General features: G+C 69.6%; 21 protein-coding genes. 9 read left to right on the top strand and 12 right to left on the bottom strand.

Features of this window, described 5'->3' with window-relative positions:
- Window positions 1-15: 15 nt before the first annotated feature.
- Genes ACWDO5_RS18455 through ctaC form a run of 3 tightly spaced genes read right to left on the bottom strand, consistent with a single transcriptional unit; the run spans window position 16 to window position 3,103 of the window.
- On the bottom strand, window positions 16-414 hold the full coding sequence (locus ACWDO5_RS18455; protein ID WP_450531376.1) for a cytochrome c oxidase subunit 4: 399 nt from the start codon (window positions 412-414) through the stop codon (window positions 16-18).
- The gene (gene ctaD / locus ACWDO5_RS18450) at window positions 411-2,147 is read right to left on the bottom strand and encodes an aa3-type cytochrome oxidase subunit I (protein WP_450531375.1); all 1,737 of its coding nucleotides are present in this window, start codon (window positions 2,145-2,147) and stop codon (window positions 411-413) included. The genes ACWDO5_RS18455 and ctaD overlap by 4 nt, the downstream gene beginning before the upstream one ends.
- Window positions 2,144-3,103 (bottom strand): aa3-type cytochrome oxidase subunit II, encoded by a 960-nt coding sequence (ctaC, locus tag ACWDO5_RS18445; RefSeq protein WP_450531374.1) that lies wholly within the window; start codon window positions 3,101-3,103, stop codon window positions 2,144-2,146. Before ctaC ends, ctaD begins: the two co-directional genes overlap by 4 nt.
- Before the next feature lie 249 nt (window positions 3,104-3,352).
- On the opposite strand from ctaC, the gene ACWDO5_RS18440 reads away from it, so the two are divergent.
- Entirely contained in the window at window positions 3,353-4,750 is a 1,398-nt protein-coding gene (locus ACWDO5_RS18440) for an aminotransferase class V-fold PLP-dependent enzyme (protein ID WP_450531373.1), read from the top strand.
- A 144-nt stretch (window positions 4,751-4,894) separates the two neighbouring features.
- Here the strand turns inward: ACWDO5_RS18440 and ACWDO5_RS18435 are convergent, their stop codons facing one another.
- A complete protein-coding gene (locus tag ACWDO5_RS18435; protein WP_450531372.1) occupies window positions 4,895-5,869 on the bottom strand; it encodes a carbohydrate kinase family protein in 975 nt (324 codons plus the stop codon).
- 131 nt (window positions 5,870-6,000) lie between these two features.
- Here ACWDO5_RS18435 and ACWDO5_RS18430 point away from each other — a divergent pair, with 131 nt between their 5' ends.
- Both ACWDO5_RS18430 and ACWDO5_RS18425 read left to right on the top strand, forming a co-directional pair.
- Window positions 6,001-6,207, top strand: a complete 207-nt coding sequence (locus ACWDO5_RS18430) for a hypothetical protein (RefSeq protein ID WP_450531371.1) — start codon at window positions 6,001-6,003, stop codon at window positions 6,205-6,207.
- Between the two features lie 118 nt (window positions 6,208-6,325).
- Window positions 6,326-7,801, top strand: a complete 1,476-nt coding sequence (locus tag ACWDO5_RS18425) for a hypothetical protein (protein WP_450531370.1) — start codon at window positions 6,326-6,328, stop codon at window positions 7,799-7,801.
- Window positions 7,802-7,867: 66 nt separating this feature from the next.
- Here the strand turns inward: ACWDO5_RS18425 and ACWDO5_RS18420 are convergent, their stop codons facing one another.
- Entirely contained in the window at window positions 7,868-8,224 is a 357-nt protein-coding gene (locus ACWDO5_RS18420) for an iron-sulfur cluster assembly accessory protein (RefSeq protein ID WP_101387995.1), read from the bottom strand.
- A gap of 244 nt (window positions 8,225-8,468) precedes the next feature.
- On the opposite strand from ACWDO5_RS18420, the gene nadA reads away from it, so the two are divergent.
- On the top strand, window positions 8,469-9,659 hold the full coding sequence (gene nadA / locus ACWDO5_RS18415; RefSeq protein WP_450531369.1) for a quinolinate synthase NadA: 1,191 nt from the start codon (window positions 8,469-8,471) through the stop codon (window positions 9,657-9,659).
- Window positions 9,660-9,832: 173 nt separating this feature from the next.
- Here the strand turns inward: nadA and ACWDO5_RS18410 are convergent, their stop codons facing one another.
- Window positions 9,833-10,537 (bottom strand): alpha/beta fold hydrolase, encoded by a 705-nt coding sequence (locus ACWDO5_RS18410; RefSeq protein ID WP_450531368.1) that lies wholly within the window; start codon window positions 10,535-10,537, stop codon window positions 9,833-9,835.
- A 65-nt stretch (window positions 10,538-10,602) separates the two neighbouring features.
- On the opposite strand from ACWDO5_RS18410, the gene ACWDO5_RS18405 reads away from it, so the two are divergent.
- On the top strand, window positions 10,603-11,103 hold the full coding sequence (locus ACWDO5_RS18405; protein ID WP_450531367.1) for a GNAT family N-acetyltransferase: 501 nt from the start codon (window positions 10,603-10,605) through the stop codon (window positions 11,101-11,103).
- A gap of 170 nt (window positions 11,104-11,273) precedes the next feature.
- Here ACWDO5_RS18405 and ACWDO5_RS18400 read toward each other — a convergent pair whose 3' ends face one another.
- The 5 genes from ACWDO5_RS18400 to ACWDO5_RS18380 form a co-directional block, all read right to left on the bottom strand.
- A complete protein-coding gene (locus ACWDO5_RS18400; RefSeq protein WP_450531366.1) occupies window positions 11,274-14,405 on the bottom strand; it encodes an efflux RND transporter permease subunit in 3,132 nt (1,043 codons plus the stop codon).
- A 146-nt stretch (window positions 14,406-14,551) separates the two neighbouring features.
- Window positions 14,552-15,238, bottom strand: coding sequence for a response regulator (locus ACWDO5_RS18395; protein ID WP_450531365.1), 687 nt, complete (start codon window positions 15,236-15,238; stop codon window positions 14,552-14,554).
- Complete coding sequence (locus tag ACWDO5_RS18390; protein ID WP_450531364.1) at window positions 15,235-16,488, bottom strand: sensor histidine kinase; 1,254 nt, start codon at window positions 16,486-16,488, stop codon at window positions 15,235-15,237. The genes ACWDO5_RS18395 and ACWDO5_RS18390 overlap by 4 nt, the downstream gene beginning before the upstream one ends.
- Before the next feature lie 112 nt (window positions 16,489-16,600).
- On the bottom strand, window positions 16,601-16,879 hold the full coding sequence (gene pspAA, locus ACWDO5_RS18385; RefSeq protein WP_450531363.1) for a PspA-associated protein PspAA: 279 nt from the start codon (window positions 16,877-16,879) through the stop codon (window positions 16,601-16,603).
- 19 nt (window positions 16,880-16,898) lie between these two features.
- A complete protein-coding gene (locus ACWDO5_RS18380; RefSeq protein WP_450531362.1) occupies window positions 16,899-17,684 on the bottom strand; it encodes a PspA/IM30 family protein in 786 nt (261 codons plus the stop codon).
- Window positions 17,685-17,989: 305 nt separating this feature from the next.
- Between ACWDO5_RS18380 and ACWDO5_RS18375 the strand changes: the two genes are divergently transcribed.
- Window positions 17,990-18,586 carry a DUF3043 domain-containing protein gene (locus ACWDO5_RS18375; protein WP_450531361.1) on the top strand — a complete coding sequence of 199 codons (597 nt, stop codon included), beginning with the start codon at window positions 17,990-17,992 and terminating at the stop codon, window positions 18,584-18,586.
- A 53-nt stretch (window positions 18,587-18,639) separates the two neighbouring features.
- Window positions 18,640-19,377, top strand: a complete 738-nt coding sequence (locus tag ACWDO5_RS18370) for a class I SAM-dependent methyltransferase (RefSeq protein ID WP_450531378.1) — start codon at window positions 18,640-18,642, stop codon at window positions 19,375-19,377.
- A 397-nt stretch (window positions 19,378-19,774) separates the two neighbouring features.
- Here ACWDO5_RS18370 and ACWDO5_RS18365 read toward each other — a convergent pair whose 3' ends face one another.
- Complete coding sequence (locus ACWDO5_RS18365; protein WP_450531360.1) at window positions 19,775-19,984, bottom strand: hypothetical protein; 210 nt, start codon at window positions 19,982-19,984, stop codon at window positions 19,775-19,777.
- A gap of 91 nt (window positions 19,985-20,075) precedes the next feature.
- Here ACWDO5_RS18365 and ACWDO5_RS18360 point away from each other — a divergent pair, with 91 nt between their 5' ends.
- Both ACWDO5_RS18360 and cobT read left to right on the top strand, forming a co-directional pair.
- Window positions 20,076-21,278, top strand: coding sequence for a bifunctional adenosylcobinamide kinase/adenosylcobinamide-phosphate guanylyltransferase (locus tag ACWDO5_RS18360; RefSeq protein WP_450531359.1), 1,203 nt, complete (start codon window positions 20,076-20,078; stop codon window positions 21,276-21,278).
- Window positions 21,279-21,323: 45 nt separating this feature from the next.
- The gene (gene cobT, locus ACWDO5_RS18355; RefSeq protein ID WP_450531358.1) at window positions 21,324-22,394 is read left to right on the top strand and encodes a nicotinate-nucleotide--dimethylbenzimidazole phosphoribosyltransferase; all 1,071 of its coding nucleotides are present in this window, start codon (window positions 21,324-21,326) and stop codon (window positions 22,392-22,394) included.
- Window positions 22,395-22,455 lie beyond the last annotated feature (61 nt).

The following is a 22,455-nucleotide window of genomic DNA, read 5'->3' as shown; positions in this document are numbered from 1 at the left end:
GTTGCTGAAGCGGTATTACTGGTTCTGGCTCTCACCGCGGTAGTACTCGAACACCCAGCCCCAGAGACCGACCAGGATGACCGGGGCCGAGAAGTACAGCAGCCACCAGCCGAAGACGACGCCAAGGAAGGCCAGGGCACCGCCGATGGCCAGGGAGAGCGGCTGCCAGCTGTGCGGGGAGAAGAACCCCACCTCGCCGGCCTCGTCCGCCACGTCGGCGTCCTTGTTGTCCTGCGCCATGGAGTCGACCCGCCGGGCCGTGAAGGCCAGGTAGTAGCCGATCATGATGCTCAGGCCGAAGCCCAGGAAGAGCGCGGTGGTACCGGCCGGCTCCTTCGACCACACGCCATACACGATGGCCATGGCGAGGATGAAGACGCTCAGCCAGAGGAACATCTTGCCCTGGATCCTCACTTGCCTGCCTCCTTCTCACCGGCGATGGCGCCGGCGCCGTGGCCGGCATGCTCGAGCTGGTCGAGCGCCGCGATCTCCGGGTGGTGCAGGTCGAACGCCGGGGATTCGCTGCGGATCCGCGGCAGGGTGAGGAAGTTGTGCCGCGGCGGCGGGCACGAAGTCGCCCATTCGAGCGAACGGCCGTAGCCCCACGGGTCGTCGACCTCGATCTTCTTGCCGTACTTGGCGGTCTTCCAGACGTTGTAGAAGAACGGCAGGACCGACAGACCGAGCAGGAACGAGCTGATCGTGGAGATGGTGTTCAGCGCGGTGAAGCCGTCGGCGGCGAGGTAGTCCGCGTAACGACGCGGCATGCCCTCGGCGCCCAGCCAGTGCTGCACCAGGAACGTGCCGTGGAAGCCGATGAACAGCGTCCAGAAGGTGATCTTGCCGAGTCGCTCGTCCAGCATCTTGCCCGTGAACTTCGGCCACCAGAAGTGGAAGCCGGCGAACATCGCGAAGACCACGGTGCCGAAGACGACGTAGTGGAAGTGCGCGACGACGAAGTACGAGTCGGAGACGTGGAAGTCCATCGGGGGCGAGGCCAGGATGACGCCGGTCAGTCCACCGAAGGTGAAGGTGACCAGGAAGCCGATTGTCCACAGCATCGGTGTCTCGAAGGACAGTGAGCCCTTCCACATGGTGCCGATCCAGTTGAAGAACTTCACACCGGTCGGTACCGCGATCAGGAAGGTCATGAAGGAGAAGAACGGCAAGAGCACGCCGCCTGTGACGTACATGTGGTGCGCCCACACCGTCACGGACAGACCGGCGATCGCGATGGTCGCGCCCACCAGGCCGATGTAGCCGAACATCGGCTTGCGGCTGAAGACCGGGATCACCTCGGAGACGATCCCGAAGAACGGCAAGGCGATGATGTACACCTCTGGATGGCCGAAGAACCAGAAGAGGTGCTGCCAGAGCAACGACCCGCCGTTGGCCGCGTCGAAGATATGGGCCCCGAACTTCCGGTCGGCCTCCAGCGCGAAGAGCGCGGCGGCCAGCACCGGGAAGGCGAGAAGGACCAGCACACCGGTCAGCAGCACGTTCCAGGTGAAGATCGGCATCCGGAACATCGTCATGCCGGGCGCGCGCATGCAGATGATCGTGGTGATGAAGTTGACCGAACCGAGGATCGTGCCGAAGCCGGAGAAGGCCAGACCCATGATCCACATATCGGCGCCGACACCCGGCGAGCGGACCGCGTCCGACAGCGGGGAGTAGGCGAACCAGCCGAAGTCGGCCGCACCCTGCGGGGTGATGAAGCCGGCCACCGCGATCAGCGAGCCGAAGAGGTACAGCCAGTACGCGAACATGTTCAGCCGCGGGAACGCCACATCGGGTGCACCGATCTGCAGCGGCATGATCCAGTTCGCGAATCCGGCGAACAGCGGCGTCGCGAACATCAGCAGCATGATCGTGCCGTGCATCGTGAACGCCTGGTTGAACTGCTCGTTCGACATGATCTGCGTGCCGGGACGGGCCAGCTCGGCGCGCATGAAGAGCGCCATCAGGCCGCCGATGCAGAAGAAGGCGAACGACGTGACCAGGTAGAGAGTGCCGATCGTCTTGTGGTCGGTGGTGGTCAGCCACGTCACGACGACTTTGCCGGGCTGCTTGCGCCGTACCGGCAGCTCGTTCTCGTACGAGTCGTCAGCTGCGGCGGCACCCTGGGATTCGTTGAGGATGCTCACAGTTGGTTCTTCTCCGCATTCCTGGCCGGGTCCGTCTGCTCAATGCCGGACGGGATGTAGCCGGTCTGCCCCTTCTCGGCCAGCCCCTTCAGGTACTGCTGGTAGCGCTCCGGAGAGACCACCTTGACGTTGAAGAGCATCCGGGAGTGGTCGACGCCGCAGAGCTCGGCGCACTTGCCGAGGAAGGTGCCCTCCTGGTTCGGAGTCACCTCGAAGACGTTGGTGTGACCGGGGATGACGTCCTGCTTGAACAGGAAGGGGACCACCCAGAAGGAGTGGATGACGTCACGAGAGGTCAGGACGAACCGGACCTTCTCTCCCTTCGGCAGCCACAGGGTCGGGCCCGGGTTGCCGGTCTGGGGATTACGGGTGCCGGGGATACCGGCGTCGTAGACGCCGCCCGCGTTCGCCGGGAAGTCCGCGCGGAACTTGTCCGGGATGGCCTTCAGTTCCTTGCTGGTCTTGGCGTCACCCTGGGAGCCTTCCACGTTCTCGACGTAGTTGAAGCCCCAGCTCCACTGGTAGCCGACCACATTGACCGTGTGGGCGGGCTTTTCGGAGAGGGTGAGGAGCTTCGTCTCATCACGCGCGGTGAAGTAGAAGAGCACCGAAACGATGATGAGCGGAACCACGGTGTACAGGGCCTCGATGGGCATGTTGTACCGGGTCTGCGGAGGTACCTCCACCTTGGTACGGCTGCGCCGGTGGAAGATGACACTCCAGATGATCAGACCCCACACCAGCACGCCCGTGACGAGCGCTGCCGCCCACGAGCCCTGCCAGAGGGAGAGGATCCGAGGGGCCTCTTCCGTTACCGGGGTGGGCATTCCAAGGCGGGGGAAGTCCTTGTATGTGCAACCAGAGGCGGTCGCCAGGACCACGCCCGCGCTCAGCACCTGGAGCAGCTTCCGCCGCATCGGGCGCCGCGACGAGCGGTCGGAGCCGTTGGGACTCACGTAGCGCCTTCCCGAGAGTCTCGGCCCGCGCGGCATGCCGCGGCCGTCTCGCTGGTCGGTCGCCGGCCCTGACGCGGGCAGGGGTTTGGATGTTTATGCGGACCAAACCCTACTGGACGCTATTTGGGGTCGCGCGGGGAGGGTGCTTAACGCGCCGCCCGACACCCCGAAGGGATGGAATGCCCCTGGAATCCCGGCCTCCGGCGGACATCTGACGCCCCTTCCGCGTATGGGGGTTAGCGTGGCAGCGTGCCTTACTTCGACGTCGCCTCATCCGCTCCGCTGCACCCGGTTGCCCGGCAGGCCCTGCAGGCATCCCTGGACGAGGGCTGGGCCGACCCCGCCCGGCTCTACCGTGAGGGGCGGCGCGCCAGGCTGCTGCTGGACGCGGCGCGGGAGGCCGCGGCGGAGGCCGTGGGCTGCCGTCCGGACGAGCTCGTGTTCACTCCTTCGGGGACGCACGCGGTTCACCAGGGAATTTCCGGCGCGCTCGCGGGCCGTCGGCGTGTCGGGCGTCACCTGGTGGTTTCCGCGGTCGAGCACTCCTCGGTGCTCCATGCTGCGACCTCGTACGAGGGGGCGGCGGAGGACGGGGCGGACGGCAAGTCGGTGACCGAGGTCCCGGTGGAGCGGTCCGGAGCGGTCTCCCCCGCCGCGTACGCCACCGCCCTGCGTGCGGACACCGCGCTGGCCTGCCTGCAGTCGGCCAACCACGAGGTGGGTACGGAGCAGCCGGTGGCGGAGGTCGCCGAGGCGTGCCGGGCGGCCGGGGTGCCGCTGCTGGTCGACGCGGCGCAGTCACTCGCGTGGGGGCCGGTGGCCGGGGACTGGTCGCTGCTCGCGGGAAGCGCCCACAAGTGGGGCGGTCCGGCGGGGGTCGGGCTGCTCGCCGTGCGCAAGGGTGTCCGGTTCGCGCCCCAAGGCCCCGCCGGCGAGCGGGAGTCGGGGCGGTCGGCCGGCTTCGAGAACATCCCGGGGATCGTGGCGGCGGCGGCCTCGCTGCGGGCGGTGCGGGCCGAGGCTGCGGACGAGGCGGTACGGCTGCGGGCCCTGGTGGACCGGATCCGCGCACGGATCCCGGAGCTGATCCCGGATGTGGAGGTGGTGGGCGATCCGGTGCGCCGGCTCCCCCATCTCGTCACCTTCTCCTGTCTCTATGTCGACGGGGAGACTCTGCTGCACGAGCTGGACCGGGCCGGGTTCTCCGTCTCGTCGGGCTCCTCCTGTACGAGCAGCACGCTCACGCCGAGCCATGTGCTGCGGGCGATGGGCGTGCTCTCGGAGGGAAATGTCCGCATCTCGCTCCCCCTCGGCACGCCGGAGGGGGACGTGGACCGCTTCCTGGATGTCCTGCCGGGGATGGTGGCGGAAGTACGGGAGCGGCTCGGCGCGCCGGTCACGCCTTCGGCGGCGGGCACGGCGGGATCCCTGATCGTCGACGCCCGGGGCAAACGCTGCCCGATTCCGGTGATCGAACTGGCGAAGGTGATCGGTGACGTGCCCGTCGGCGAGACGGTGACGGTCCTGTCGGACGACGAGGCGGCGCGGCTGGACATCCCGGCGTGGTGCGAGATGCGGGGGCAGGAGTACGTGGGGGAGGAGCCGGCGGACCGGGGTGCGGCGTACGTGGTGCGGCGGCTGGCGTGACGTGCGGGCCCGCGGGGTTTTTCCTCAATCGCCGGACCGGCAGAATCACGCCCGTCCGGCGACAGCAAGCCCGTCCGGCGATTGAGGACTGGGGGTCCCCCACGCGCCCGCCAGGGCGTGGGGGGGCCGGGGCGGACCCCGCCGCTAGCTGAGGTGCGCCCGGACTTCCGCCGCGGCCTCGTGGCCGTACGCCTTGGTGAAGCGGTCCATGAAGTGCGCCCGGCGCAGGGTGTACTCCTGGGTGCCGAGCGTCTCGATGACCAGCGTCGCCAGCATGCAGCCGACCTGCGCCGCGCGCTCCAGGCTCACACCCCAGGACAGGCCGGAGAGGAAGCCCGCGCGGAACGCGTCGCCGACGCCGGTCGGGTCGACCTTCGCGTCCTCCTCCGGGCAGCCGACCTCGATCGGCTCCTCGCCCGCCTGCTCGATGCGGACGCCGTTCGAGCCGAGTGTGGTGACCCGGTGGCCGACCCTGTCCAGGATCTCGACATCGCTCCAGCCGGTCTTGGACTCGATGAGCCCCTTCTCGTACTCATTGGAGAAGAGGTACGTGGAGCCTTCGAGGAGGGTGCGGATGTCGTCGCCGCTCATCCGGGCGATCTGCTGGGAGAAGTCCGCGGCGAACGGAATCGAGCGGGTCTTGCACTCCTCGGTGTGGCGGAGCATCGCCTCGGGGTCGTCCGCGCCGATCAGCACCAGGTCGAGGCCGCCGACCCGGTCGGCGACGGACTTGAGCTCGATCTGGCGGGCCTCGCTCATCGCGCCGGTGTAGAAGGAGCCGATCTGGTTGTGGTCGGCGTCCGTGGTGCACACGAAGCGTGCGGTGTGCAGGACCTCCGAGATACGGACGGAGTCGGTGTCCACGCCGTGACGGTCGAGCCAGGCGCGGTACTCGTCGAAGTCGGACCCGGCGGCGCCGACCAGGATCGGCTCGGTGCCGAGCTGGCCCATTCCGAAGCAGATGTTGGCGCCGACTCCGCCTCTGCGCACATCGAGGGTGTCGACGAGGAAGGAGAGGGAGACCGTGTGCAACTGGTCCGCGACGAATTGGTCGGCGAAGCGGCCGGGGAAGGTCATGAGGTGATCGGTGGCGATGGAGCCGGTGACTGCGATTCGCACGGCTGGGACGCTCCTGAGAAGGGGGGGCGTTGACAGTTAACGCTACCCGGTTCGAGCAACCGTGCTGAAGTGCGGAAACTACCCAATAGTAGGGCTTTTTTCGGGGACTCCCTGGTGCGTACGGTGCGGATATGACGAAGCCCATCGCCCCGCGCGTGTCGCGGGAGTCCGAGATCAGCCTGGCTCAGCTGCGCGGAGACTGCGCTCGAATGGCTCCGCACTGGGTGGTGCCCGCGGCCGCCGTGCCCGCGCCGGTGTCGCCGTCCCGTATCCACGGCGTGATCGTGCCCGCCTCGTCCGCCCGGCTGATCGACGCGATGTCCGACTACGGCGACTGACGATCGACGACTGAGGGCGCAGGCCGACGACTGAGGGCGCACGAGGGAACCGTGCGCTCCCCCGCTCCGTCCCATCCGTGTCCCCGTACAACGGGGACACGAGACAAGGAGCGATGTGGTGAGCAGCACGGAGAACACGCACGACAGCCCCCGCCGCCGGCGTTCCCCGCTCGCCGTCGCCTCGGTGGCGGCGGCGGTGCTGGTCGCGGGTGGCGGCGGTGCGTACTTCGCGACATCCGGCTTCGGCACCGGCGGCGGCAGCGCAAACGCCAAGAGCGGTGCGCAGCGCGACGCGAAGCCGCCGCTGCTGTCCCTGGAGACCTCCACCGGCAGCCCCGGCATCGCACCCGGTGAGCCCGACCCCTCGGGTGGCGGGATGGTCTACCGGGCCGAGGGCAAGCTGCCGGACGGTCCCGACAAGGCGTCCGTCCACCGTACGAAGGGTGCTGTCACCGCGGCCGAGGTGACGGCGCTGGCGAAGGCGCTCGGGGTGCCGGGCACACCGCGGCTGGACGGCCCGGCCTGGAAGATCGGGGCGGACAAGGACGGCGCGGGCCCGCTGCTCCAGGTCAACAAGCAGGCGCCGGGCACCTGGACGTTCGCCAGGTACGGGGCCTCGCCGGGCGGTGACAACTGCAAGAAGGTCGACGTCTGTCCGTCCCGTGGCGACACGGGGACGACGGGTGAGAGCCCGGCCGGCAGCGCGGCGGTGAGCGAGGCGGCCGCGAAGAAGGCCGCGGCCCCCGCACTGAGCGCACTCGGCCAGAGCGACGCCGATCTGGACGCCCGCCAACTGATGGGCGCGGTACGAGTGGTGAACGCCGAGCCGGTTGTCGGCGGGCTGCCGACGTACGGCTGGTCGACCGGGATCCAGGTCGGCGCGGACGGTCAAGTGGTCGGCGGCAGCGGGCAGTTGAAGAAGCCCGTGAAGAGCGACGAGTATCCGGTGCTCTCCGCAACGGAGGCGCTGCAGCAGCTGAACAAGGCCGGCCGGGACAGCGGCACGATCGGGATCGGCGGCTGCGCCACGCCGGTGCCGCTGGAGGGCCAGCAGAAGCCCGACGCGCCGTGCGAGCCCAAGGGCAAGCCGGCCGGCCCCGAACAGCTGACTGTCAGCGAGGCGGTTTTCGGGCTGGCCGCGCAGTACGTGGACGGGCAGCAGGCGCTCGTACCCTCATGGCTGTTCGAGGTGAAGCCCAACGGCGGCACCCAGCCGTTCATGGTCACGCACCCCGCGGTGGACCCGAAGTACCTGACGGAGTCCGCGCCGCCGCAGCAGGACATCAAGCCGACCGAGCCGCAGCAGGATCCGGCGGCGCCGTCCGACCGGCGCGTCCTGTCGTACAGCGTCGGCGGGCGGGACGGGCGGACACTGAGCCTGACGTTCTGGGGCGGAGTGTGCAGCGACTACGCGGCGAAGGCGACCGAGAGCGACAGCCAGGTGAAGGTGACGATCACCGAGTCGAACCCGGATCCGAAGCGCGTCTGCATCATGATCGCCAAGGAGCTGACGGAGAAGGTGACCCTGGACAAGCCGCTGGGCGACCGGAAGGTCGTGGACGCGGCGACGGGTGAGGCCGTCCCTCTGAAGTAGCACCTGGGCATGACGAACGCGGCGGCCCTGATTTCCGGGGGCCGCCGCCTTCGTACATACGCAGCTTTAGCTGAAGGAGTCGCCGCAGGCGCAGGACCCAGTCGCGTTCGGGTTGTCGATCGTGAAGCCCTGCTTCTCGATCGTGTCCACGAAGTCGATGGACGCGCCACCGAGGTACGGGGCGCTCATACGGTCGGTGACGACCTTGACGCCTCCGAAGTCCTTGACGACATCACCGTCGAGTGAACGCTCGTCGAAGAACAGCTGGTAACGCAGGCCGGAGCAGCCGCCGGGCTGAACGGCGACGCGCAGCGCCAGGTCCTCCCGGCCTTCCTGGTCCAGCAGGGCCTTGACCTTGGCCGCGGCGGCGTCGGACAGGAGGATGCCGTCGCTCACGGTGGTGGTCTCGTCCGATACGGACATCTGCTTCTCTCCCGGGTTGTACGGAGACTGCTTGCCGACGGTTGCAACCGGCGTGGCCGCGGATTCATTCCGGGCCGAGCGCATGTGGTTCCCTTTCATGCTCGCACACCGGATCGGCAAGGGGCACTGACCTGTGGACGGGGGGTGCGTCACATCGACGCTATCGGCATCGTCAAACTGACGTGAAGCAGTTATGATAGATACCGTCAAATAGACGAGAAGGTCTGTCTGCAGAAAAGAAAGGGTGCGTGTCGTGACCACCGCCCAAGCCCGCCCGGAGCTCGACGTCCAGCCGACGCCGCTCGCCCTGCTGCTGCTCGGCCGCGAAGCCGACCCCAGGAGCGAGCGCGGTGTCGAGTGCCCCGGCGACCTGCCCTCCCCGTCCGACCCAGACCTGGTGGAGCGTGCTCGCGCAGCCAAGGAGAAGCTCGGGAACAAGGTCTTCGTCCTCGGCCACCACTACCAGCGCGACGAGGTCATCCAGTTCGCCGACGTCACCGGGGACTCCTTCAAACTGGCCAAGGACGCCGCGGCGCGCCCGGATGCCGAGTACATCGTCTTCTGCGGTGTGCACTTCATGGCCGAGTCTGCGGACATCCTGACCTCCGACGACCAGAAGGTCGTGCTGCCGGACCTGGCCGCCGGCTGCTCGATGGCCGACATGGCGACGGCCGAGCAGGTCGCGGAGTGCTGGGACGTGCTGGCCGAGGCCGGCATAGCCGAGCAGGTCGTGCCCGTTTCGTACATGAACTCCTCCGCTGACATCAAGGCCTTCACCGGCAAGCACGGCGGGACGATCTGCACCTCGTCGAACGCGAAGCGCGCGCTGGACTGGGCCTTCGAGCAGGGCGAGAAGGTGCTGTTCCTGCCGGACCAGCACCTCGGGCGGAACACCGCCGTACGGGACATGGGCATGTCGCTCGACGACTGCGTCCTCTACAACCCGCACAAGCCGAACGGCGGACTGACCGTTGAGCAGTTGCGCGACGCCAAGATGATCCTGTGGCGCGGGCACTGCTCGGTGCACGGCCGCTTCTCGCTGGACTCGGTCAACGATGTGCGGGAGCGGATCCCGGGCGTGAACGTCCTGGTGCACCCGGAGTGCAAGCACGAGGTCGTGACGGCCGCGGACTACGTCGGCTCGACGGAGTACATCATCAAGATGCTGGAGGCGGCGCCGGCCGGCTCCAAGTGGGCGATCGGCACGGAGCTCAACCTGGTCCGCCGGGTCGCGAACGCGCACCCCGACAAGGAGATCGTCTTCCTCGACAAGACGGTCTGCTTCTGCTCGACGATGAACCGCATCGACCTGCCGCACCTGGTGTGGGCACTGGAGTCGCTGGCGGAGGGCAATCTGGTGAACCGGATCCAGGTCGACAAGGAGACGGAGAGCTTCGCGAAACTGGCGCTGGAGCGGATGCTGGCGCTGCCGTAGGACGTACCAGGGGGAAGGGGGCACCCCGGTCGTGTCGACCGGGGCGCCCCCTTCGGGTTGCCTGTCCGCCGCCTTGCCCTGCCCGCCGCGTTGCCCTCTTCCACTGCGCCGCGCCCCCAGGGGGTGGGTTGATGCGTAACGCATGGTCGGCCCCTACGACGACTCCTCCCCAGCTAGGACTGGGCCTCCGTGCGGCAGATCAGGTCGGCCAGCTCCAATGGGCGGCTCAGTGCGACGAGGTGCCCGCCGGGCAGGTCCTCGACAGGGACGCCCTGGAGGCGCTCCGCGGCGATACGCCGCTGGAACGCGAGCGGGAAGAACCGGTCGTCGCGTCCCTGCAGCAAGCGCGTGGGGACGTCCGGCCAGGTCTGGAGGGGCCACGGCTCGGCGAACAACGCTTCCGACGGTCCGGACGCCTCGCCGGACATCGCCTCGTCGGTGACGTCCTGGGGTACGTCGTGGAAGAAGTCGACGATCAGGTGGAATCCGGCATCGGGGTCGCGCCCCTCCTCGGCCGCGAAGGCCTTGGCGGCCTCGGCCCGGCCGGTGTTGTCCCACCACTCCCCCGCACTCTCGCCGGGGGCCGGGATCATGGGGTTGACGAGGATCAGCTGCTCGACGGGGGTGCGCTCACAGACCAAGGGGGCGATGAAGCCGGCGAGGGACTGGGCGACGAGGACGGGGCCGGGGCCGGGTGCGGAGGCCTTGTCCCCGATCGCGCCGATGACGGCGTCGACGTGCTCGGCGAGGCCGGCGGTGTTGTCGCTCGGCAGGTCGACGGCGATGACGTCGTGTCCCCGTTCGCGCAGCATCGGCACGACCCGGTGCCAGTACCAGGCGTGACCGTCGGCACCGGGGATGAGCACATACGTCGTCATGCGGAGCTCCTCGCAGGTGCGGCAGGCCGGCAAGCCCATCGTGGCGCCTGTATACCCTGACCCGCATGTCCACGCTCTTTCTTTCCCCGCTGCGGCTCTCCCCTCGGGAGATCGCCGAGGTGGTGGACCTGTACGCGAGCAATCCGGAGTACTGGCGGGCGGCGGGTGAGTACGACCCCGGGAACATCCGCGCCGCCCGGGTGGAGGCGGATCTCCGCAAGGAGGCCGGCGCGGAGGGCGCCGAGATCCTGCTCGCCCGGGATCCACAGGGCCGGCTCAACGGGATCCTGTCCCTGCTGGACCGCCATCCGGTGGACGGCCTGCCCTGGATCGGCATGCTGATGATCCACGGCGACATGCACCGTAAGGGCATCGGCCACGCGCTGGCCGACATGACGGAACAACGCTTCCGCAACGAGGGCCGGGAGGGACTGCGCCTCGCGGTTCTGGCGAACTACGAACCGGCGCTGCGCTTCTGGACGTCCCAGGGCTGGCAGGAGCTGACCCGCCGCAAGGACGCCGAGCACGGCCGCCCGTGCATCGTGCTGCACAAGTCCTTGGGCTGAGCCCGGGCGGCTGCCCCGGGGTCCCGATTCTCCGCCGGAAGGCGCTGTGGGGCAGGGCCTCACGTCCCGCGGGCCCGCTCCGCGGGACAGAACCCCGCGCTCCCGCCTCACAAGACAGCCACCCGGCCCGGGCCCCCCAGGGGTCCGGGCCGGGTGGCTCGAGTGAAGCGTTATGCGTTGGCCGGGGTCGGCTCCTTCGCGGTCGGGGAGGACTCATCCCCCGACTTCGCCGCGCGCTTCGCCGCCTTCTTCTTCGCGCGGCGCTCCTTCCGCAGCTCCACCATCGCGTACAGCGTCGGCACCAGCAGCAGCGTCAGCAGAGTCGAGGTGATCAGGCCGCCGATCACCACCACCGCCAGCGGCTTGGCGATGAAGCCGCCCTCGCCCGTGACGCCCAGTGCCATCGGGAGCAAGGCGAAGATCGTCGCGAGCGCCGTCATCAGGATCGGGCGCAGCCGGTGGCGGCCGCCCTCGACAACCGCTTCCACCACACCCAGGCCCTGCGAGCGGTACTGGTTGATCAGGTCGATCAGCACGATCGCATTGGTGACCACGATGCCGATGAGCATCAGCATGCCGATCATCGCCGGGACACCCATCGGGGTGCCGGTCAGGATCAGCAGACCGATCGCGCCCGTTGCCGCGAACGGAATGGACACCAGCAGGATCAACGGCTGGATCAGCGACCTGAAGGTGGCGACCAGCAGCATGAAGACGATCGCGATCGCCGCCAGCATCGCCAGGCCCAGCGAGGCGAAGGCCTCGTCCTGGTCCTCCGAGACGCCGCCGATGGAGGCCGTCGCGCCCTCCGGCAGGTCGAGGGAGTTCAGCTTGCTCTGCAGCGACGCGCTGACCGCGCCGGTGTTGTCACCCGTCGGCTTCGCCGTGATCGTCGCGGCCCGCGAGCCGTCGATCCGGGTCATCGAGACCGGGCCCGGCGCCAGCTTCACATCCGCGATCTCACTGAGCTTGGCGCCACCGAGGGAGAGGTTCCTCAGCTCCGCCAGCGTCATGGCCGGCTTTGCCGAGGTGATCACGACATCGCGCTCGGTGTCATTCAGGATCGCCTTGCCCGACGGGGTGCCGCGCACTGCCTGGCCGACGGCCAGACCCAGCGTCGTCTCGTTGAAGCCCGCCTCCGCCGCCTTCACGTTCGCCTTCACCGAGATCCGCGGGACGCTCTGCGCCAGGTCGCTCTGTACGTCGGTGACGTCGTCGAGCTTCGCCACCTCGGCCCGTACCGCCTCCGACGCCGTCTTCAGCGTGTCCGCGTCGGCAGCCTTCACCACGACGCTCAGGTCCTGGTTGCCGAAGCCGTCGCCCGCAGCGATCGTCGTGTCGCCGATGCCGTCGAGCTTGCTGAGCTCCTCGTCGATGCGGTCACGGGTCTTCTCGTAGGAGGCCGCGTCCTTCAGGGTCAGCTGGTACGTAGCCTGGTTCGCGCCCGTACCGCCGCCGAAGGCCGCCATGAAGCCGGAGGAGCCGACGGTGACCTGGTAGTCCTTGACCTCGTCGAGGCCGCCGAGGACCTTCTCGACCTTCTTCGCGGAGGCGTCGGCCGCCTCCAGGCTGGTACCGGGGGCCAGCTCCTGCTTGACGGACATGACCTCCTGCTCGCCCTGGTCGAAGAAGTTGGTCTTGAGCAGCGGGGCCATGCCGAAGGTGCCGACCAGGATGACGATCGCGAGCGCGACGCTGGTCAGGCGGCGCCGGGTCGCGAAGCGCAGCACCGGGACGTACAGCCGCTGCAGCGGGCTGCGCGCCTCCTTCTCCTCCGCCTTGCGACGGGCCTCCTCCGGGTCGATCCCCCGTACGGCCTTCGGTGCGCGCAGGAACCAGAACGACAGCACCGGCACCACGGTCAGCGACACCAGCAGCGAGGCCAGGAGAGCCGCGGTGACGGTCAGCGAGAACGAGCCGAACAGCTCGCCGATCATGCCGCCGGTCAGGCCGATCGGCAGGAAGACGGCGACCGTGGTCAGGGTGGACGAGGTGACCGCGCCCGCGACCTCCTTCACCGCGGTGATGATCGCGCTCTGCCGCTCCTCGCCGTAGCCGAGGTGCCGCTTGATGTTCTCCAGGACCACGATCGAGTCGTCGACGACCCGGCCGATCGCGATGGTCAGCGCGCCCAGCGTGAGCATGTTGAGCGACAGGTCGCGGGTCCACAGCACGATCAGCGCGAGGACGACCGACAGCGGGATCGAGACCGCGGTGACGATGGTGGAGCGGAGCGAGGCCAGGAAGACCAGGATCACGATCACCGCGAAGAGCAGGCCGAGCGCGCCCTCGGTGGTCAGACCGGAGATCGACTTGGAGACCGCCGGGCCCTGGTCGGAGACGACGGTCAGCTCGGCGCCGGAGCCCAGGTCCTTGCGCAGCCCGGGCAGCTTGTCCTGGACCGCGTCGGAGATGGCGACGGCGCTGCCGTCGTTGTCCATGGTGGCGAGGACGGCGAGGCTCGGCTTGCCGTTCGTACGCGTCAGGGCGACCGCGGTCGACGGCGTCTGCTTGACCGTCGCGACGTCACCGACCCGTACGGGCTTGCCGTCCGCGGGCGGCGTCGGCGCGATCCGCAGGTCCTCGATCTGCTTCAGCGTGGTGAATCCGCCGCCGACCTGGACCGTGCGGCTCTTGCCGTCCTCGGCGAAGGAGCCGGCCGGCATGGTCGCGCCGCCCGCCTTCAGCGCCTCGGAGAGCGCCATGGTGTTCAGGCCGGCCGCCGCGAGCTTCCTGTCGTCGGGGGTGACGGAGATCTGGAGGTCCTGGGCGCCGTCGATGGTGACCTGGCCGACGCCGGCGATGTCGGCGAGCGCCGGGACGACGGTGCGCTCCAGCTGGTCGGCGAGTGCCTGTTGGTCCCTGTCGGAGGTGACGGCGAGGACGACGGTCGGAATGTCGTCCGTCGAACCGGCGACGACCTGCGGGTCGACATTGTCCGGGAGTCCGGTACGTGCCCGGTTCACGGCCTGCTGCACGTCGGCGACGAGCTGCTTGGTGCCGTCCCCGTACTCGAAGCCGGCCATGATCACGGCGTTGCCCTCGCTCGCCGTGGAGGTGATGCTCTTGATCCCGTCGACGGCCTTGAGCGTGCTCTCGAGCGGTTCGACGACCTGCTTCTCGACCACATCGGGGGACGCGCCCTGGTACGGGGCGAGCACGGACACCATCGGGAGCTCGATGGAGGGCAGCAGTTGCTGCTTGAGCTGCGGGATGGCGATCGCTCCGAAGACGATCGCGACGATCGACATCAGACCTGTCAAGGCCCGTTGCGACAGGCTGAATTTGGACAGCCAGGACATAGGGTCTCTCTTCTGTGGCTAGCGGCAGGAGGGCATGGTCGACTGCCCCCGCTTATACGATCAGCCACTCGAAGGGGCTCTCCCCTCGACCGCAGGTCCAGTTCCTTAACTCGCGCATACCACGGCTGGAGTACGCCGAGGCCGGCTCACTCCACCCTTGGACGTACCAGGCCCGATTCGTACGCGATGACCACCAGTTGAGCGCGGTCGCGGGCGCCGAGTTTCGCCATCGCCCGGTTCACGTGGGTCTTGACGGTCAGCGGGCTGACTTCGAGCCGCTCGGCGATCTCGTCGTTGGGGTGACCGCCGGCGACCAGGACGAGGACTTCGCGCTCGCGCCCAGTGAGCGCGGCGAGCCGGTCGGAGTACGCCTGGGACTCCGGCTTGTCATCCGAAGTGCCGCCCTGCGCGAGGAACTTGGCGATCAGGCCTTTGGTCGCGACCGGGGAGAGCAGTGCCTCGCCCGCCGCGGCGATACGGATGGCGCTGAGAAGTTCGTCCGGTTCAGCCCCTTTGCCGAGGAAGCCCGAGGCCCCGGCCCTCAGCGACTGCACCACGTACTCGTCCACCTCGAAGGTGGTGAGCATGACGACGCGTACGTTGCTGAGCTCCTGGTCCGCGCTGATCATGCGGGTCGCGGCGAGGCCGTCCGTACCGGGCATCCGGATGTCCATCAGGACGACATCGGCCCTGGCGGAGCGGGCGAGGGCGACCGCTTCGGCGCCGTCCGCGGCCTCCGCGACCACTTCCATGTCGGGCTCGGAGTCCACCAGCACCCGGAATGCGCTGCGCAGCAGTGTCTGGTCGTCGGCGAGCAGCACCCTGATCGTCATCCGTCCTCCCCCGTCTGCGGAGCGTTGGCGGTAGCCAAACGCACCTTGAGGGGAAGTATCGCCTGTACACGGAAGCCTCCGCCGTAGCGGGGCCCTGCCGTGAGGGCGCCGCCGAGTGCGGTGACGCGCTCGCGCATGCCGAGCAGACCGTGGCCGCCGCCGTCCTTCGGCCCGTCCTCCTCCGCGCCGTTGTCCAGCACGGTGATCTCCAGGGTCGGGCCGACCCGGACCACACTCACCTCGGCCTTCGCATCCGGGCCCGCGTGCTTCTGCACATTGGTCAGCGCCTCCTGGATGATCCGGTACGCGGCGAGGTCGACGGCAGCGGGCAGCCGGACACCGTCGTCGGCGCGGGCGACTTCGACCGGCAGACCGGCCTGCCGGAAGGTGATGACCAGCTCGTCGAGCACATCGAGGCCGGGGGCAGGTTCGGTGGGGGCCTCCGGGTCGCCGGACTGGCGGAGCAGGCCGACCGTGGCACGCAGTTCGTTCAGCGCAGAGCGGCTGGCCTCCCGTACATGCGCGAGGGCTTCCTTGGCCTGGTCGGGACGTCTGTCCATGACATGGGCGGCGACGCCCGCCTGCACATTGACCAGGGCGATGTGGTGCGCGACGACGTCGTGGAGGTCGCGGGCGATCCGTAGCCGCTCCTCGGCGACCCGGCGGCGGGCCTCTTCCTCGCGGGTGCGCTCGGCGCGCTCGGCCCGCTCCCGTATCGCGTCGACGAAGGCACGGCGGCTGCGTACGGCATCTCCCGCCGCCGCCGCCATTCCGATCCAGGCGAAGAGGCCGACGTTCTCCTGCGTGTACCAGGGGGTCGAGCCGAAGAACATCGCGGCGCCGGTCAGCACAGCCATGGTCAGCAGACCGACCCGCCAGGTGGTGGGCCGGTCGGTGCGGGAGGCGACGGTGTAGAGCGCGATCACGGCGCTCATCGCGACCGGGGCGGGCGGATCGGCCGCGACCAGCTCGACGACGGAGACCGCGGTGGTGAACACAAGCACGGCCATCGGGTTGCGCCGGCGGAAGACGAGGGCGCCAGCGACCAGGACCATCAGCACCACACTGCGCAGTTCGGGGGTGCGGCTCCCGAACTGCGGCCCGTGCCGTCCGTTCGGGTCGGTGAAGGACCCGGCGAGCATGCAGATCAGTACCGCCACGGCCAGCGCGCCGTCCAGCGCCAGCGGATGCGCGCGGAGCCAGCGCTGGGTGCGGGCGAACCCGGTGGCGAATGAGGTCACATCCAGCAACGGTACGGCGTGTCACGACGGCCGCGTACCTCCCGGAGTGGGGCGGAAACACAGCGGCGCCCCGTTCCGGACCGGCCGGAGCGGGGCGCCGCTGTCTGTTGGAGTGCGAACGTCAGCCAGGGATCAGGCCGTCGTCGCCGAGCAACTGCCGTACGTCCTCGAGAGTCGCGTCCGGAGCCGGGAGGATCAGCTCGGACGGCTCCAGGGAGTCGTCCGGCAGCGGCTCGCCGAGCTCGCGGACCTTTTCCAGGAGCGCGTGGAGGGTCTGGCGAAAGCCGGGGCCGTCGCCGCTCTCCATCTCGGCAAGCAGCTCGTCGTCGAGCTTGTTCAGTTCGCCGAGGTGGCTGTCCGCCAGCTTCAGCTGACCCTCCCCCATGATCCTTACGATCATGACGAGTCCCTACTGCTTGTCACTGCTTGTCGAATTTGTGCGGGGTGTTCTGCTGCGGAGCAGCGTCCTGCTGGTCGGCCGTGCCGCCTTCGATGGCCTGCTTCGAGGTCGAGCCGCCAGCGAGCTCGGCCTTCATCCGCTGCAGTTCCAGCTCTACATCAGTACCACCGGAGATGCGGTCCAGCTCGGCGGCGATGTCGTCCTTGGCCATCCCGGACGGGTCGTCCAGGGCGCCGGAGGCGAGCAGCTCGTCGATCGCGCCCGCCCGGGCCTGCAGCTGGGCGGTCTTGTCCTCGGCCCGCTGGATCGCCAGGCCGACATCGCCCATCTCCTCGGAAATGCCGGAGAAGGCCTCGCCGATCCGGGTCTGCGCCTGGGCCGCGGTGTAGGTGGCCTTGATGGTCTCCTTCTTCGTACGGAAGGCGTCGACCTTGGCCTGCAGCCGCTGGGCCGCGAGAGTGAGCTTCTCCTCCTCACCCTGCAGCGTCTGGTGCTGCGTCTCCAGGTCGGTGACCTGCTGCTGCAGCGATGCGCGACGGGACAGCGCCTCACGCGCCAGGTCCTCACGGCCGAGCGCCAGCGCCTTGCGGCCCTGGTCCTCCAGCTTGGTGGACTGACCCTGCAACTGATTCAGCTGCAGCTCGAGCCGCTTGCGGGAGGTCGCCACGTCGGCGACTCCGCGACGCACCTTCTGCAGCAGTTCCAGCTGCTTCTGGTACGAGTAATCGAGGGTCTCGCGCGGATCCTCGGCCCGGTCAAGGGCCTTGTTTGCCTTCGCGCGGAAGATCATCCCCATACGCTTCATGACACCGCTCATGGGCTTCGCGCGCCCCCTTCTGACGGACTTAAGCTTCAGCACTCCAACAGAACCCACAGTACGGGCCCTGCATCCATTACCGCACTGTTCGAGCGCGGATGCGCTCCTCCCCAAGGACGACTGCTCAGGGCTTCGATCCGGCGCAAGGAGTAGGTGGCCGTGAGGGAAACCTCGGGCAACGTCCGCTCTGTCCGGCTTCCGCCGGGCTTCTGTCCCCTACAGACGTTCGGTGTTGCGGGATCGTTCCCCACGGGCGTTGGGTCAACGCGTTCCACCCCGTACCCTTGGGCTTTGTGTTTGGTAGCCGTTCCAAGGAAGAGAAGTCCCCCACCGACAAGGTGCCGCTGGACCTCTCCAAGCAGCCCCGCGACCCCGAGGCCCCGAAGGGCCGCCCCACTCCCAGGCGGAGTGAGGCCCAGACCCAGCGCCGCCGTGCCTCCAGCGCGCCGGCCGACCGCAAGGAGGCGATGAAGCGCCAGCGGGAGGCCCGCCGCACGGATATGGCCAGGCAGCGGGAGGCGCTCGCCAGTGGCGACGAGCGTTATCTGCCTGCCCGTGACAAGGGACCGGTCCGCCGGTTCGTGCGCGACTTCGTCGACTCGCGCTTCTTCATCGCGGAGTTCTTCCTGCCGCTCGCGGTGGTGATCCTGGTCCTGAGCATGGTCCGGGTGGCCTCCCTGCAGAACATCGCTCTGCTGCTCTGGCTCGGCGTGATCGTCCTGATCGTCGTCGACTCGATCGGTCTTGCGATCCGCCTGAAGAAGCAGCTGAACGAGCGGTTCCCGAACGAGCCCAAGCGCGGCGCCGTCGCCTACGGCCTGATGCGTACGCTCCAGATGCGCCGGCTTCGTCTGCCGAAGCCGCAGGTCAAGCGCGGAGAGCGGCCCTGAGCACGGTCGGTTTCGCGGGCGCTGCGGCCAGCTGGCTCAGTGGGCTCGGCGCGCTGCGCAACACCGTCCGCCAAGAGCTCGTCGCGCGTCAGCTCGATGAGCAGATAACGGCCCGCTACCCCGTCGGGCAGCGGCTGCGGATCCTCGACGTCGGCATGGGCCAGGGCACCCAGGCGCTGCGATTGGCGCGGGGCGGGCACACGGTGACCGGTCTGGAGTCCGATGCCGAGATGCTGATGGCAGCCCGTGAGTCGCTCGCCACCGAGCCGGCCGGGATCCGTGAACGGGTCCGGCTGATCGAGGGCGACGGCCGGGACACCGGGGTGCACTTCCTGCCCGGCAGCTTCGACGTGGTGCTCTGCCACGGGGTGCTGATGTATGTCCAGGAACCGGACGCGATGCTCGCGGGCCTGGCCAGGATGCTGGCGCCCGGGGGCCTGCTCTCCCTGCTCGTACGGAACGCGGACGCGCTGGCCATGCGGCCGGGGCTGGCCGGGGACTGGCCCCGGGCACTGACCGCCTTCGACTCGGGCACGTACACCAACCGGCTCGGGCTTGTGGTGCGGGCGGACCGGCTCGACGCGCTGACGGCGACGCTGGCGGGGATCGCGGCGCCGCTGCACGCCTGGTACGGGGTGCGGGTCTTCACCGACAACGTGCCGAACGAGACCGAACTGCCCGCCGCCGACGAGCTGGAGCGGCTGCTGGCCGCGGAGGACCGGGCGGGGCGCACAGATCCGTACCGCCGGGTCGCGGCCCTGCTGCATCTGTGCGGCGTACGCGGCTGCTGATTCGGGCAACCGCTCAGGTGTTCCGGGGGGTTTCGCGTCCTCGCTGAAGTGACCACCGCAGAGGCGGCCGTGCGCACGGCGAACTGGTGGCGGCGGATCCTCGCCCTGCCTTCGGCGGGGGGGACCCCCAGTACGGGAAGCCGGCGGCGACTGAAGTTCCTGGCGTCGGCCCCCTGATCGGATGCGCAACGCAGGCCGGGCCTTGGGGACAAAAGGGCTACCAGCGCAGTCCCGGACACGAGCCCCGGAGCGGCCCCAACCCGCACCGAACGGCCCCGCGCGCCCCTGAACGGCCAAGACCCGCACCGGCGGACCCCCGCACCCCGGAACGATCAAGGCCCGTACCCCGGAGCCGGGCGAAGCCGGCGCGGGGCGGGCCCTGCGCGCCCCTGCCTCCCTACGACTCGTTCGCCCGCAGGCTCATCGGCCCGTACACCTTCGTGCCGTCCTCCGACAGCACCACCTGCTCCGCGCCGCCCTCCAGCAAGTCCTTCCAGAACTCACCGATCCACGACTCCGCGTCGCCCTGCGTCGTGAACTCCTCCGGCTGCAGCGCCGGCTGGACCTCCGTACCGTCGGACTTCTCGAACCGCCACGTCCATGCCATGTCCGCCTCCCAAGGTCCACCAGTGATCTCTTTCCTGCCCGCAGCGTAGCCGGGCGCGCACGCCCCGGGGTGACGCGGGAGGATCGTGAGTGTGGAACTCACTCTGCTCGGCACCGGCGCCCCCGCCGGACTCCCCCGGCCCGACTGCCCGTGCGCCGCCTGCGCCACCGCGCGCGGGGCGTCCGCGCGGGCCGCCACCGCGTTGCTCGTGGACGGGGCTCTGCTGCTCGACCTCACCCCGGGCGCCGCTCTCGCCGCCGCGCGGGCCGGGCATTCGCTCGTCGGCGTACGGCAGGTACTGCTCACACATCCGCACAACGGGCCCGCCGTGGATCTGCCCGCCGGGCTGCCGTCGGCCGGGCGGGTGCCGGACGGGCGGGAGTTGACGCTGATCAGCGGGCACCGGGTGCGTGCCGTCCCGATGGATCAGCCGGGCACGGGGTACGAAGTGACGTCCCCGGAGGGCGAGCGGCTGCTCTATCTTCCGCCGGGCGGCTCGCCCGCAGGCCTCGCGGAGGGCCGCGCGGCGTACGACATGGTCGTCGCCGATGTCGTCGGACGGCCCGACGCGATCGCCCGGCTGCGCGCCACCGGCGCGATCGGCTCGACCACCGACATCATCGCCGTGCACATCGACCACGACGTCACCGGCGGCGGCCCCGAGCTGGACCGGCGGCTCGCCGCCGCGGGCGCGCGGGCCGTACCGGACGGGACGACGCTGATCGTCGGCGAGTACCACGCCGTCCCCGACATCCCCCGCCGCACCCTTGTCACCGGCGGCGCCCGCTCGGGCAAGTCCCTGGAGGCCGAGCGCAGGCTGGAGACCTTCCCCGAGGTGCTGTACGTCGCGACGGGCGGCCACCGCGAGGGGGACACCGAGTGGGCGGCCCGGGTGTCCCTGCACCGCGAGCGGCGCCCGGGCTCCTGGCGTACGAGCGAGACCTGCGACCTGGTACCCGTCCTCGCCGAGGAGGGGCCGCCGGTGCTGATCGACTGCCTCTCCCTCTGGCTGACCGACGTGATGGACCGGGTGGGCGCCTGGGACGACGCCACCTGGGCGGCGGACGGCGAGCGCGCGCTGCGCGAGCGGGTCGCCGAACTCGTCGCCGCGGTACGGCAGACCACGCGCACCGTCGTCGCGGTCACCAACGAGGTCGGCAGCGGCGTCGTGCCGGCCACCGCCTCCGGACGCCACTTCCGCGACGAACTGGGCCGACTCAACGCCGCCTTCGCCGCCGAGTGCGAGCACGTCCTGCTGGTCGTCGCCGGCCAGGCTCTGGTGCTGCGCAGCTGACAGGCGCTGCCGTGCCGCGACACCGCTGCCGGTACTGTTCGGCGAATGAGCAGGCTGAATCTCGACGACTTCTCCGACCTGATCGAGCGCCCCGACAGCGGCATGCGGCGTGCCGCCGAAGAACGCCGGGAGCGGCTGACCGTCCCGCCCGGCGCCCTCGGCCGGCTCGACGAGCTGGGCGAGTGGCTCTCGGCCGCGCAGGCCTCCGTACCGGTCAAGGCCATCGAGCAGCCGCGCGTGGTGCTGTTCGCCGGTGATCACGGAGTGGCCGAACTGGGCGTCTCCGGCCGGGAGTCCGGCTCCGCGCACGAGCTGGTGCGCGCCACGCTGGAGGGCGCGAGCCCGGTCGCCGTGCTGGCCCGCCGGATGGGCGTACCGGTGCGGATCGTCGACGCGGGGCTCGACTGCGACCCGGGGCTGCTGCCGGACGAGGTGGTACGCCACCGGGTGCGGCGGGGCAGCGGACGTATCGACATCGAGGACGCGCTGACTATCGAGGAGGCCGAAGCGGCCGTACGCCTGGGCATGGCGATCGCCGACGAGGAGGCCGACTCCGGCACCGACCTGGTTGTACTCGGCGATCTGAGCGTCGGCGGCACCACGCCCGCTTCGACGCTGATCGCCGCGCTGTGCGGCATGGACGCCTCGATGGTGACCGGCCGCGGCGGCGCGAGCATCGACGATCTGGCCTGGATGCGCAAGTGCGCGGCGATCCGTGACGCGCTGCGGCGCGCCCGGCCGGTGCTCGGCGATCAGCTGGAGCTGCTGGCGGCGGTGGGCGGCGCGGATCTGGCCGCGACGACGGGCTTCCTGCTGCAGAGCGCCGTACGCCGGATGCCGGTGGTCCTCGACGGAGTCGTATCGGCGGCATGCGCACTGGTCGGACAGCGTGCGGCGTTCCGCGCGCCGGACTGGTGGCTGGCGGGCCAGGTGAGCGGCGAACCGGCGCAGACGAAGGCGCTCGACCGCATGGGGCTCAACCCGCTGCTCGATCATGGCGTCACTGTGGGGGAAGGAACCGGGGCACTGCTCGCGCTCCCTCTCGTCCAGGCGTCGGCCGCGCTCGCGGCCGAACTGCCGGAGCGCACGGAGCCGGTGGAGAGCGACACGGACTGACGGGCCGATGTGGCCGCCCCCGACGGGGGTGGCCACATCCTCGCCCACTGTGACGCGCGAT

The sequence above is a fragment of the Streptomyces sp. NPDC000880 genome (assembly GCF_053599675.1).
This window is presented reverse-complemented; position numbering and strand designations above follow the sequence as displayed.

Coding starts and splice junctions, on each gene's coding strand:
- ACWDO5_RS18430 (WP_450531371.1), top strand. CDS start 6,001: ATGACGAAGCCCATCGCCCCGCGCGTGTCGCGGGAGTCCGAGATCAGC.
- ACWDO5_RS18420 (WP_101387995.1), bottom strand. CDS start 8,224: ATGTCCGTATCGGACGAGACCACCACCGTGAGCGACGGCATCCTCCTG.
- ACWDO5_RS18410 (WP_450531368.1), bottom strand. CDS start 10,537: ATGACGACGTATGTGCTCATCCCCGGTGCCGACGGTCACGCCTGGTAC.
- ACWDO5_RS18405 (WP_450531367.1), top strand. CDS start 10,603: ATGTCCACGCTCTTTCTTTCCCCGCTGCGGCTCTCCCCTCGGGAGATC.
- ACWDO5_RS18400 (WP_450531366.1), bottom strand. CDS start 14,405: ATGTCCTGGCTGTCCAAATTCAGCCTGTCGCAACGGGCCTTGACAGGT.
- ACWDO5_RS18395 (WP_450531365.1), bottom strand. CDS start 15,238: ATGACGATCAGGGTGCTGCTCGCCGACGACCAGACACTGCTGCGCAGC.
- pspAA (WP_450531363.1), bottom strand. CDS start 16,879: ATGATCGTAAGGATCATGGGGGAGGGTCAGCTGAAGCTGGCGGACAGC.
- ACWDO5_RS18380 (WP_450531362.1), bottom strand. CDS start 17,684: ATGAAGCGTATGGGGATGATCTTCCGCGCGAAGGCAAACAAGGCCCTT.
- ACWDO5_RS18365 (WP_450531360.1), bottom strand. CDS start 19,984: ATGGCATGGACGTGGCGGTTCGAGAAGTCCGACGGTACGGAGGTCCAG.
- cobT (WP_450531358.1), top strand. CDS start 21,324: ATGAGCAGGCTGAATCTCGACGACTTCTCCGACCTGATCGAGCGCCCC.